The sequence below is a fragment of the Microvirga sp. RSM25 genome, assembly GCF_044784385.1.
Classification (GTDB): domain Bacteria; phylum Pseudomonadota; class Alphaproteobacteria; order Rhizobiales; family Beijerinckiaceae; genus Microvirga; species Microvirga tunisiensis.
Genome location: NZ_CP173039.1, coordinates 2,471,966 through 2,484,124 on the forward strand (window position 1 = coordinate 2,471,966; position 12,159 = coordinate 2,484,124).

Here is a 12,159-nt window from a genome sequence, read left to right on the forward strand (position 1 = left end):
CGCCTCCGGCATTTCCTTGACAAGCCATGGAGAGAGGCAGAGCCTCGAAGAGGCGGCAGATGATTTTTCCTGACCGCTCCGGTTTGCGTCCGCCACATCACCCCTTTCGGGAGGTCGCGATGCAGTCATTCATGCTTCGAGCCACCACCTGCGTTTCGGCCCTTGCCCTCGTCGTTGCACCGGCCTATGCGCAACAGCAGCATCAGCACACCATGGTCAATCCGGACGAGATCACCTGGAAGGACGCGCCTCCGTCCCTTCCCAAGGGGGCACAGATGTCGCTTCTCTATGGAGACCCGGCAAAGGACGGCATGTTCGTGATGCGGCTGAAGTTCCCGGCGAACTACAAGATTCCGGCGCACACCCATCCGACCGATGAGGTGATCACCGTCGTCAGCGGCGAGTTCAGTATCGGCATGGGCGCCGCGTTCGATCCGGCGAAGACGAAAGCCATTACCACCGGTGGTGTCATCGCCATGGCGCCGGGGACGCAGCATTACGCGCAGGTCGGCAAGGAAACGGTCGTGCAACTGAGCACGCGCGGTCCCTGGTCGATCGCTTACGTGAATCCGGCGGACGATCCGCGCAAGTCGCAATAGCAATGCGGCCCGGGCCGGAGAGGCCCTACTTGAAGATCCGGCACTTCGGCGGATCGAACTCGAAGGGGAATTTGCCCTCGGCGGCAAAGAAGTCGTCGAAGGCCTTCTTCACACCAGGCCAATGCGGGTAGTCGTCGCCGATCAGCACGCCTCCGGGCCGGATCATCGGCCACCATTCGCGCAGGTCCGACGTGACGGCGTGAACGTCGTGGCCGCCATCGATGTGGACCACGTCCGGTCGCACATCGTTGTGCCGCAGGACGTGCGCCGCATTCACCGAGTCGAGCGGCAGGGGTAGGACGTAATCCTGCAGCCCCTCCCCAACGATATTGGCCGCGAAGGTGTGGTAGAGGGCAGGAAAGCCGTTGATGAAGTTGAGGTGTGCGAACCACTCGTCGTTGTTCCAGTGGTCCCAGGCCCCGAGCCAAGTATCGACGGCGATCACGACCCCGTCGTGGTTCATCTCCTTCATCTTGGACGCCAGCGAGATGACGGATCCGCCCTTCCAGACGCCCACCTCGACCACCACCGCCGGTCGCAATCCCTCGATGGCCTCGGTCAGGTAAGGATGGCTCGAGCCCCAGCCCTGATGATCCTGCCGGTACAGGCGGGCGGGATAGTTCAGGAACGGATCATGGCCGCGCCACATCCTGCTCACCAGCGCCTCACGGACTTTCGTCATCCTCGGCCTCGCTCATGGTGGATGTGCAGACAGCCTTCCACGACTGAACAACCGCGTTCCTGCCGACAAGGTTCATGAGGCGGAAAAGGCCGTCGGGCCAATTGCTCCGCCTGACGGGTGCGATGCTTCGCTCCAGCAGCCCACAGCGTGAAATCCGCCGCGATTTCCGTGAGCGTGACCGTGCCGGAGCGCCTGGGCAGGCGGAACTGGTTCTCTGCTGGCCTGAATGCTCAATCCCAAAGCACTCTGCTGCACAAACAGGCTCCCAGCGCATAGCAATAAAGCGTTTACCTTTGTGACATGCGATAAGCGCATAGGACACATGCCGCCAAGCCGCCTTTTGCAGCGCACAAAAACCCTCATATTACCTATACGAAAGTATGAGGCCCCGCTGGGCCGAACCAGGACAGACCCGATGAGCACGTTGCAGATCAGCGCCCCCCTTACGATCCAGACCACCGCCGACGCCCGGCGTCCCGGACCGGTGCTGCGCGTCCTCCGTGCCGTGGTCGATGCCGTGGCCGAGACCAATCGCCGGAGAGCCGCGCGCGAGATCTCCCGGGTCGCCCACCGCTACGGCATTTTGGCCGACCGCGTCTGAGATCCAGTCCGAGCCGAAACACGCATTCAGGAGATCACCATGATCATCGTCAGCTTCCTCCGCCTCTTCCGCAGCATCCTGTCCGAAGCCCGCCAGATGCAGCGCGAGGCGGCCCGCCGTCACCCGCACCTCGATTGGTAATCCGGAACGCCGGAACCCGCTTTTACGGAGATACACCCATGATCACATCCATGATCCTCGCCCGCCTCGCCTCCTGGCGCCGTTACCGCCAGACCTTCCGCGAGCTCGAAGCGCTCAACGACCGGGAACTGGCCGATCTCGGCCTCGGTCGCCGCGACATCCGCGCGGTCGCCCGCCAGGCCTCTCACTAACCCATCCCCAAGGCCTCAACCAAAGGCCTCCGGGGCTCGTGTTCTCACGACGCGAGACGAGTTGGCGAATGGCGCGGAGAGACCGCGCCTTCGCGCACCGCCTGTGCGGCATGCGCGATGCCCTGGCACTGGAAGCCGACCGGTCGCGGCGCGCCGTCGAGATAATAGGACTCGATGCGCTGGATCGTGAATCCCGCTTCGTCGAGCAGCTTCTGAACAGGGCGCGTCAGGTTGCAGCCCACGGCGAGCCTGCGCCAGATCGGGTTGAGCCGATGCTGCCATGCCGCCACGCCGGCGTCACTCGACAGGCCGTGTTCCAGGAACAGCACGCGTCCGCTCGGCTTCAGCACGCGGCGCACTTCGCGAAGAGCCTGCACCGGATCCTCCACCGAGCACAGGGTGTAGGTGATCACCGCGGTGTCGAAGATGCCGTCGGCCAGGGGCAATGACTCGGCCGGCGCCTGGATGATCTTCAGGGGCACGCGCGAGAGACGACGGCGCTCGCGGCCGAGATCCAGAAACTCCGCGATGGGATCGACGCCGATCACGCCCGTGACGCGCGCCGGATCGTAGAGCGGCAGGTTCAACCCCGGCCCGATCCCGATCTCCAGCACCATGCCAGCGGCCTGCGGGACGACCTTCTCGCGCTCGGCCGCGATGACTTCCATCGAGCACAGGCAGCTGACGAAGCGCGGGCCGATATGACGTGCATAGAACCCCATGTCGAGGTCCTCCCGTTTGAGATTAGAAAAGACGCCCCCTTCCTATCCATAACCTGCGCCGGAGCTGCGATCTGTGAGCCAGCGCACGCCGTCTCGCTTGCATCCGTCGATGACGACGGGCGCCGCATTCTCTCAACAGCAGCGCACCCGATTATTCTTAATTTAACCAAGCCGTCGTTTAATCGGTCTTGTGAAGATATTGCTTCACGCATGAAGGCCTCGATCGCTCCGGCGCTCTTTTCCTGCGCCATAACGGATCCGAGGCATGTCATGCGCCATCGAGTTGTTGCGTAGAGTTCGCCATGTTGCACAGATCCTATCCGTCAGGCGGTCGCGCCCCGCGCAGAAAGCGGCGCAATCTTTTTCCGACTGCAGCGCTTGTGGCGATCTCGATGAGCCCTCTCGCCTATTTCGTCGATTTCCACCACCAGAGCGACGAGCCTCCCGTCGAACACGTGAGCAGCACCGCCACCCCGGCGCCTTCGCAGGGAGCGGCAGTGGTTGCCTACGACGCGACGCTGGTCGACCCCAAGCCGACCATGAAGACCGAGGCTCTTCACTTCGCCCACAACGCTCCGCTCCAGGCGGCCTTCAGGTCGCCACCGGCGCAGCGTCATGCGAGCATCGCGCCGGTGGCGCATCCGATGCCCGAGGCGCCCGCTCAGCCGGCGCCTATTCAGGAGATGGCGGAAGCCGCGCAACCCATTCTCGCGCCGGTTCCCCTGCCCGCGCCGGTTCCCCTGCCCGTGCCGCGTCCCGCCGACCTGCAGCCTCCGAAGCCTGCAGCATCGATGCAGATGGCGAGCGCACCGGCGCGTGTGCCGATGACCCAAAGGACAGCGGTTGCGGCCATTGCGCCGGCCGACAACCCCTCATTCCTCGAGAGGCTCTTCGGCATCAAGCCCGCCTCCCCGCCCGAGGCCGCCCTCAGCTATGCATCCCTCGACAACGGCACCGGCAGCATCGCGCCGACATCGCGCTTCGTCCCCGCACCCGATCTCGGGAGCGGGGGAACCGCCGTCTACGACATCACCGCCCAGGTCGTCATCATGCCGAACGGCGAGAGGCTGGAGGCGCATTCCGGTCTCGGCGACATGATGGACAATCCGCGCTACGTGAATGTGCGGATGAAAGGCGCGACCCCGCCGGGCACCTACGTCGTCACCGAACGCGAAGCGCTCTTCCACGGCGTGCGGGCGCTTCGTCTCACACCGGTCGGCGGCAGCGCCGCCATCCATGGCCGCGACGGCATTCTCGCCCACACTTATATGCTGGGCCCGCGCGGGGACTCGAACGGGTGCGTGTCGTTCAAGAATTACGACCGGTTCCTTCAGGCCTATCTGAGAGGCGACGTGAAGCGCCTGATCGTCACCGCCGGACGCGGACAGGATCTCCTCCCCCGCATGGTCAACAGGAGCAATCTCCGGCGTTCCGCGCGCGCCATCTGAGGCGGAACGCGCCGGCCGGGCAGCAGACCCCATCCCCTCGTCATCACCGGCCTCGTGTCGGTGATGACGATGCGAAGGGCGCAGCGCTTCACTGGATCGAGATAGCCGGGACAGGCCCGGCCATGACGCGGACGGAACCGTATCTACCCCCAATGGATCGCCCTACCTCCAAAGGTTCGGCCGTCTGGCTTTGCGCTCCCAAGCGCCTAGTTCATGATCGGCTTCGCCAGAGGGAGTGCGGCATGACGGGGGTTTCAGGGGCGACGATGGGATGGATTGTGTCGCGTCATGTGTTTCGGCCGACCCTCGCCGTCGCGGTCCTTCTCGCTGCATTCCTGAGCAACGCACCGTCTCGGGCGCAGAGCGTCGGCTATCTCGTGCCGGCGCCGGCGAAGGACAACGTGCAGGCGAAGCCGAAATACGAATGCGACGCGCCGGATGCGCCGGTGATCACCCTCGATACGCAGAGCAAGTACAGGCAGGACGACGCTCAGCGCGCGACCATCGACGAAGAGGCCGAGGACACCTATTCCGACGCCGTGGAGCCGCTGCGCGCCTATGGAAAAACTCTGGCGCGGATCGCGAACGCCTATGTGAAATCCAATCCGAAGAACACGGCGGCGGCGGCTTGTGCCCTTACCTGGCTCGATCATTGGGCATCGGCGAAAGCCATGACCGATCTGCGTTCGAAACAGGCACGTTTCAATCTGGGCCAGGCGCTCGGCGGTTTCGCGCTGGCCTATCTGCAGATCCGCAATGCTCCCGACCTCTCGGACGAGCAGAAGAAGCGCGTCGAAGCCTGGCTCAAGACATTGGGCCGGCAGATCGTCGACGCCAAGGAGACCGGCAAGGGCGTCTCGGGCAGGAACAACCACCGCTACTGGGCGGGCCTGAGCGCCGCGGCCGCGGGCATCGCGAGCGGCGACAGGAGGCTGACCGATTGGGGAATCGACAGCGCCCGGATCGGTCTCGCGCAGATCACGCCGGAGGGCACGCTCCCGCTCGAGATCAACCGCGGCAAGCGCGCCCGCGACTATCACATCTTCGCCGCCGAGCCCCTGGTCGCCACCGCGGAGCTCGCGCACAGCCAGGGGATCAATCTCTATGCCGAGCACGGCGGCGCCCTCTCCAGGCTGGTGAATCGTGTGGTCGAATCCCTGGACGATCCCTCCTTCTTCGAGACGGCCACCGGCATCAAGCAGGAGCCCTATCCCGGTGACGGCACCGTGCCGCCGCATCGCATCGCCTGGCTCGAAATCCACGAGAGCCGTCATGCCTCACCGAAAGCCCAGACGGTGCTGAGCCCCAAACGCCCCGTCGCCTCCAGCGGCATCGGCGGCAACACGACGCTGCTGTTCCACGACGAGGATTGATCGGCGTTTCACTCATGCCGGAACTTGTTCCAGGCCCCGTCTCTTCGACGACAGGTTACAAGGCGCATAGGGCCGCTTGGCTTGCGGCCATGACGGTGCAGGTGTCATCCCCGGCGGGCGCAGGCCGGGACGGGATCCACTGAAACGCCCTACGCTATGGATTTCCGTCCCCTTGCGATGGCGGCGCCCTCTCCGGCCGGGCATGACACCTCCGCCCTCATTCCGCGGCCGCGCAGCGGAGCCCGGAAGCCATAGCCGCTGACGACGCAGGATTGAACGCAACGCTGCTCACTCTGTCTTGGGACGCGTAGGGATGGGTTCCGGGTTCGCACTACAGGTGCGCCGCGGAATGAAAGCGGCCGGACCCTCTCCTCGTCCTGGCCACCTCTCCCGTCATGGCCGGGCTTGTCCCGGCCATCCCGACCCGGTGAGGCGCAGTGCTTTACGGATCGTCATCACCGGCACAAGGCCGGTGATGACGTGGAGGGTTTAACCAGGTCTGCGGACTATGTTCTCACTTTGTTCTTAACACTGTGTATCATCCGGGCTAGACCCTGGCTCATCCCGGCCCGACGGGGGCGCGCTCGCGAGGCGTCGCAAGAGTGGGGCGGGGAGCGGTCCTGCAGCAGGCCTCGCACGCCGGTTGGCGGGAGGCCCTTGGCAGCCCCTGGGCTGGTCCAAGTGTAAACGCCTAACAGTCCCGCGTGCGAGGCGCCGTCCGGCTCTTCCCATTCCCATACCCATCGAGCCGGGCTGCCCAGCGCACCACCCTCGATCACCCCACGGCTCAGGGCTCCCAAGCCCTGGGCCTACGGGTGCTGGCTCTTTGACATCGATTCTTGAAGCCATCTGCGCGCAAGCATCCGATATGCGAGAAGCCCCGCGCGTGGCTCCACGCGAACAGAGACTGAATGTTTGATGCCTCTCGATCACAGCCTCGGAAGCACAGCCCCAGGATTTTTCGGCGGAAGTTTCAGGCTGAACCCGAACGGCGGCGGCTCCGTCTGCGCAGGGGAGAGCGGGATTTGTTCTTTCCATGCTCGACAAGGCCGACAACCTGATGGAGATTTGCCCCAGCAGGATACCGAAGGACCGTGAGCCCGATGCGACGATCGAGACAGGATGGCGACGATAGTGCGCCGGTCGTGAGGCTCAGAGTCAGCGTCAAGCGTCTGAAGAGCGGCTTGAGCACCGTCGCTCCCATTGCCTCCTCCGTCGTGACATTCGCCGTTGCGCTCGGCCTGGCCGGATGCGCCAGCATCAAGGGCACACTGGTTCCGGTGCCCGACACGGTCCCCGGCGCGAGCAAGGTCGACATGCTGATCGCCACGACGCGCCTGCGCGCGACGGACCCGCAGGAATTCTACTCGGGCGGTCGTGGGCCGGAATTGTCCTTTGCCGAATTCACGGTCTCGATCCCGCCCGCAGCCAACCGCAAGGAAGGCGAGGTGCAGTGGCCGCAGAGCGTCCCCGGCAATCCCGCGACGGATTTCGTGACCCTCAAGGCCGACGTGATCGACCGCAAGCAGGCGGTTGCCTGGTTCAATCGCACCGTCCGGACGGTGCCCCAGCGGCGCGTGCTCGTGTTCATCCACGGCTTCAACAACCGCTTCGACGATGCGGTCTTCCGCTTCGCACAGATCGTGCACGATGCCGGCACGCCCGTGGTGCCGGTGCTGTTCACCTGGCCCTCGCGCGGCAGCGTGCTGGCCTATGGCTACGACCGCGAGAGCAACACCTATTCCCGCAACGCGCTCGAGAGCACGCTCCGGACCCTGGCCAGTGACCCGGGGGTCGGGGAAATCTCGATCCTCGCGCACTCGATGGGCAACTGGGTCACCCTGGAAGCGCTTCGCCAGATGGCGATCCGAGACGGGCGTGTCGCTCAGAAGATCCGCAACGTGCTCCTCGCCGCTCCCGACGTGGACGTCGATCTGTTCCGAGAAGCCGTCCTGGACATGGGCAAATCCCGCCCGAGCTTCACCCTCTTCGTCTCCCAGGACGATCGGGCGCTGGCAATCTCACGGCGGATCTGGGGCGATGCGGTGCGGCTCGGTGCGATCGACCCGGATCAGGAGCCCTATCGCAGCGAGTTGGACAAGTCCGGCATCACCGTCCTGAACCTGTCGAAGCTCAGGACGGGTGATCCCCTGAACCACTCCAAGTTCGCCGAAAGCCCGGAGGTCGTGCGCATCATCGGCCGGGAGCTGGCCGAAGGTCAGACATTGACGGATTCCCGGGTCGGCGTCGGCGACCGGATCATTCAGGTCACGGCTGGGGCCGCGGCGGCCGTCGGCACGGCGGCGGGCCTTGCCGTCTCGGCCCCGGTTGCGGTCATCGACCCGCGGACGCGCGAGAATTTCCAGGAACACGTCGAGGGTCTCGGGCAGGCCGTGTCGGGAGCGCTCACGCCGTAGAGCATTTTTCGGCGACGTGGATCCGGTTTTGCGCTTTCAACGATGCGCTGCTTTAGGGATCTAGCATCGAGAGCCCTGGATGGGATGAAACGCCTGCCTCGGAAGGGGCGCATCAAGGCTCGACCAGTTTGTTGCGGATTGCGTATCGCACCAAGGTTGCCGTCGAATTGACGTTGACCTTGCGCATGGCAGAAGCCCGATGGCTTTCGACCGTCTTCAGATTGAGGCCGAGAATCTGGGCCGCCTCCTTGTTGCTGTGGCCTTCCGCGATGAGCTGAACCACGCCCCGCTCCCGGGCGGTCAGCACGCCGTCGGTGGCATGTCCCTGTGACAGAAAGGCGTTCAGAAGGGCCTCGGACACACGCCCCGTGAAGAACGGCTTGTGCTGCGACAGGGATTCAACCGCTGCGATGAGGAACTTGCGGGCATCGGATTTCAGAAGGTATCCGCGGGCTCCGGCCTCGAGCGCTTCGCGCAACAGCAGCTCGCTCTCATGCATGGTGAAGATCAGAACTTCGGTCTGCGGCCGGACCATGCGGATTTCGCGTGTCGCATCGACACCGTTGAGGAAGGGAAGCTGATAATCGAGAATGGCGACGTCCGGTCTGGTCTCGGCGACCAGCTCGACAGCCTTGCGGCCATCTTCAGCCTCGGCGACTACTTCCCAACCGGATTGACTGCTCAGGATGGCATTGAGTCCGGAGCGAACCACGTCATGGTCGTCGGCAATCAGGATGCGCGTCATGGCCGAATGCGCCCTTCCCGTAAAGCTTTCTTATAGCCCAAAAGTTCGACCGTGGAACCCAGGGGAAACCCTGAAAACACCTGGGGTAACTTCCCATCGAACAGGTGACGTCCCTTTGCCGCTCCCATGTCATGCTTCGAGAGCCATGACAGCCGGCATAAGGCGCGGCGCGGTCGCGCGGATGATGGTGCCGCGCCGACCGCTGCGGATCCGGAGGCTGCCTCCGAACTGACTGAGGCGGATGCGCATTCCCGGGATTCCGACGCCAAGGGTCGCCTGCCGCACTCCTGTCTCTCCCCGCCGGCTCCGCATACCGTGTCCATTATCCGCCACGAACAAGATGACCTGATCGGATGTCAGGCGCAGGTTGAGTATGACTTGAGAAGCCTTGGCATGACGGTGGACATTGGCCAGTCCCTCCTGGACGATGCGGAACAGAGCGCGCTGGAGATCGACAGGCAGCCCATCGGCTGCCTCGTCGAAGCGCAGGATCGTCCGCAGATCCGTCCGCTTCGAGAAGCCGTCCGCGAAGTTCTGCACTGTGCTCACGAGGCCGTCGGTTTCCAATCTGGGAGGATGAAGCAGATAGGTGAAGATGCGCAGCTCTTTCAGGGCCTCCTCCAGCGAGCGGTCGATCTCGCCGAGGATGCGGCGCCCGGAGGGAGGGAGGCGGAAGTTTTCCACCTGCATCAGATTGAGACTGACGGCCACAAGATGCTGCGCCGTCGAGTCGTGTAGCTCCACGGCAATCCTTTCCCTCTCCTCCTCCTGGACAGTAAGCAGACGTCCCGACAGGGCGGTGATCTCAGCCTTGACGGCCACAAACTCTGTGATGTTCTCGTGAGTCACGATAATGCGTGACACCTTGCCCGTCATGAAGCGCATGGCTCTCACCTGGAACCAGTGCGGCCCATCCGGCCCATCGCAGCGATAGACATCCCGATAGTCCCGCCGTTCTCCGGATATGACGGCTTCGAGGCCTCGATGGATCCGCGTCACGGCAGGGTCATCCTGCTCGGCACGGGCACAGACATCGAGATAGTTCATGCCGAGGCCGTGAGACCGGTCGGAATATCCATTGTCCCGAGCGAACCGGTGCCAGGCCTCATTGACGGAAATGACGGTTCCCGCATCATCGAGAACCGCGATGTGGGCCGAGAGCGCGTCCAGGGAAGCTTGGAGAAATTCTCTCTCCTGCATGATCGAAAGCCGGGCCCGGTACTGTTCGGTGACGTCCCGGAAGAAGACACTGACGCCCTTCGGGGTCGGCTCCACTCGATAATCGATTTGCTTCCCAGGATTGTACGTCGATGGGAACTCGCCGTGAAATGGGGTGCGTCCTTCCAGGGCCTGCTTCAAGGCAGCGTCAAATTGCGGGTGATGCCCGACGACAGCGAAGTAGGAATGTCCGATCACGTCGGTTCGCGGGAGCTCAAACCAGCGCATGGCCGCAGCATTGATGTCGGTGATGCGGTAGGCGTGATCGAGAGTGAGATAACAATCGCTGACGCTCGCCAGGATGGCTGCGAGACGTCCATTCGTTTCCACGAGTTCCGCTTTAGTCGACACGGCGGTAACCGTCAGAGCATCGATCGAACCGACATTTCTCAGGGTAATCCCGGCTGAGGCGATTCCCATCAAGGCCAGGGCGATCCCTGCAGACCAGATCCATCGACGAGCCGAGTAAAGCGGCTCGTCGATCAGGGCTTCCGGTATTGTCGACAGGACGACATAGCCGGTATTGCTTGAGCGCTCGAAAGCCACGAGGATGGCACCGCCCTCGCCATCGACCTCGAAATGCCCGTTCCGATCGCCATTCGCCAGTGCATTTGCCAATTGCGGTCGCAATTGCGAGGCGAGAGGGAGTTCCGCTTCGCTCCATCTCACCTGCTGAAGCTTGTAGTCGAGAATGAAATTGGTCCAGCCGGCCGGTGGGTTGCTGTCGCGGATTGCCTTACCGAAATGAGCCTCTGGCACCGCCAGCGTCAGAATCCGCTCGCCTCCGGGATTAGGGCTGGCGAGTTGCAGGCTGACCCCGATGATCCACTCTTTTGTCCGCGGTGCGTAGATACGTTCCGACAGGGTGAGTCCGACACGCTTGAGCAGTTGGAGCCGCTGATCGCTAACCGGGAAAGATGTGACGGGAGGCATGGGCGCCCCATAGGGGAACGCGGTGCTGAGGAACAGGCGCTCCCGATTCCAGAGAACGAATCGGGATCCCTCGGGGCGAGGCGTTGCCAGGAGCTGCTGGTGAAAGGGCTTGAGATCCTCGATCTCCAGAAGCGGCGATGCCGAAAGTCCCTTTAGGATGTTACCGAGCGCCTCGGCCTCGCGGTCGAGAATGTGGGATGCCGCCGCCGATGCCGACAGACCTCTGTGAACGATGCCGTGGCGGTCCTGTATCGCATGCCAGTAGATCACCGCCGAGGCAATCAGGAACGCGAGACCGGCCGTGAGGGCGGCCGCAAGGATGATCCGGTTACGGGTTCTGGATGATGAGACCCCTGACGCAACATGAGGCCCAGCCGCAGTTGCAGCAGGCATGCCACCTCCCTCGCAGGGATGGGGCGCCGGCCTCACCGATGCATCGCTCCATTCCGGAGAGATCCAAGGGTAAACCCTGAAGCGAAGCCCGGCCCACCACGATGTCTTGCAGCCTCGCGCGTCGGGACAGGTCGAAACCGACTTCCCCGCACGACCATGCCGCAACGACACAATGCCATGACTGGGCGTGAAAATAAACATATGTTATGCGAGCAGGATCCCTTGATCGCGCCGCTGATACACCTGAGGCGGCCTGGGTTTTCCCCTCGACCTCAGGCGTGCGCCGGCTTTGAAACGTTCTCGTCTTGCAGCTCCTTCAGGGTCTCGGCATTGGGGCAGTATTCGCCATAATGAGCGCGCGCCTGCCCTTGATCGAGATCGTTCCGACAGCGAACTGCCGCCGTGCATCCCGAGCAGGTCAGACTCATGTCGCGCATCAATGTTGCATGAATATGCCTGATCCGGTCGCTATCGAGAGAAAGCGCATTCATGAGGCGAGGCAGCTCCGCCGCCTCGGGACCTCGGGCAACGAGGACAGGCAGCATGTCTGTCGAAACCCCGATGTCGCGGGCGAGCGCGTCCCTTTGATCCTGGTCGCGAGAATCGAGCTCCTGCGCCCGCATCCAGTTTGATTGCCATCGCTTGATCGCCGCACCCAAACTCATGGTTACCTCCATGCTGTCATGGCAAGCCTAG

Annotated in this window: 11 protein-coding genes; 6 read left to right on the forward strand and 5 right to left on the reverse strand. The window is 63.5% G+C overall.

The window, feature by feature from the left end; genetic code table 11:
- Positions 1–119 precede the first annotated feature (119 nt).
- Entirely contained in the window at positions 120–599 is a 480-nt protein-coding gene (locus ACD578_RS11670) for a cupin domain-containing protein (RefSeq protein ID WP_404293210.1), read from the forward strand.
- 25 nt (positions 600–624) lie between these two features.
- On the opposite strand, the gene ACD578_RS11675 is transcribed toward ACD578_RS11670, so the two are convergent.
- A complete protein-coding gene (locus ACD578_RS11675; RefSeq protein WP_404293212.1) occupies positions 625–1,281 on the reverse strand; it encodes a class I SAM-dependent methyltransferase in 657 nt (218 codons plus the stop codon).
- A gap of 415 nt (positions 1,282–1,696) precedes the next feature.
- Between ACD578_RS11675 and ACD578_RS11680 the strand changes: the two genes are divergently transcribed.
- On the forward strand, positions 1,697–1,882 hold the full coding sequence (locus ACD578_RS11680; protein ID WP_404293214.1) for a hypothetical protein: 186 nt from the start codon (positions 1,697–1,699) through the stop codon (positions 1,880–1,882).
- A gap of 179 nt (positions 1,883–2,061) precedes the next feature.
- Positions 2,062–2,214 (forward strand): DUF1127 domain-containing protein, encoded by a 153-nt coding sequence (locus ACD578_RS11685; RefSeq protein WP_404293216.1) that lies wholly within the window; start codon positions 2,062–2,064, stop codon positions 2,212–2,214.
- A gap of 44 nt (positions 2,215–2,258) precedes the next feature.
- Here ACD578_RS11685 and ACD578_RS11690 read toward each other — a convergent pair whose 3' ends face one another.
- Positions 2,259–2,936 (reverse strand): class I SAM-dependent methyltransferase, encoded by a 678-nt coding sequence (locus tag ACD578_RS11690; RefSeq protein ID WP_404293218.1) that lies wholly within the window; start codon positions 2,934–2,936, stop codon positions 2,259–2,261.
- 302 nt (positions 2,937–3,238) lie between these two features.
- On the opposite strand from ACD578_RS11690, the gene ACD578_RS11695 reads away from it, so the two are divergent.
- The 3 genes from ACD578_RS11695 to ACD578_RS11705 all read left to right on the forward strand — a co-directional run bounded on the left by ACD578_RS11695 (position 3,239) and on the right by ACD578_RS11705 (position 8,174).
- Positions 3,239–4,384: a tlde1 domain-containing protein gene (locus ACD578_RS11695; protein ID WP_404293219.1), complete on the forward strand. Its 1,146-nt coding sequence runs from the start codon at positions 3,239–3,241 to the stop codon at positions 4,382–4,384.
- Between the two features lie 242 nt (positions 4,385–4,626).
- A complete protein-coding gene (locus tag ACD578_RS11700) occupies positions 4,627–5,757 on the forward strand; it encodes an alginate lyase family protein (protein WP_404293221.1) in 1,131 nt (376 codons plus the stop codon).
- 1,184 nt (positions 5,758–6,941) lie between these two features.
- The gene (locus tag ACD578_RS11705; RefSeq protein WP_404293222.1) at positions 6,942–8,174 is read left to right on the forward strand and encodes an alpha/beta hydrolase; all 1,233 of its coding nucleotides are present in this window, start codon (positions 6,942–6,944) and stop codon (positions 8,172–8,174) included.
- A 112-nt stretch (positions 8,175–8,286) separates the two neighbouring features.
- Here ACD578_RS11705 and ACD578_RS11710 read toward each other — a convergent pair whose 3' ends face one another.
- From ACD578_RS11710 to ACD578_RS11720, 3 genes are all read right to left on the reverse strand, one after another.
- On the reverse strand, positions 8,287–8,919 hold the full coding sequence (locus ACD578_RS11710) for a response regulator transcription factor (RefSeq protein WP_152713894.1): 633 nt from the start codon (positions 8,917–8,919) through the stop codon (positions 8,287–8,289).
- A gap of 129 nt (positions 8,920–9,048) precedes the next feature.
- Positions 9,049–11,463 (reverse strand): PAS domain-containing protein, encoded by a 2,415-nt coding sequence (locus tag ACD578_RS11715; RefSeq protein ID WP_404293223.1) that lies wholly within the window; start codon positions 11,461–11,463, stop codon positions 9,049–9,051.
- Positions 11,464–11,735: 272 nt separating this feature from the next.
- The gene (locus ACD578_RS11720; protein WP_404293224.1) at positions 11,736–12,128 is read right to left on the reverse strand and encodes a DUF6455 family protein; all 393 of its coding nucleotides are present in this window, start codon (positions 12,126–12,128) and stop codon (positions 11,736–11,738) included.
- Positions 12,129–12,159 lie beyond the last annotated feature (31 nt).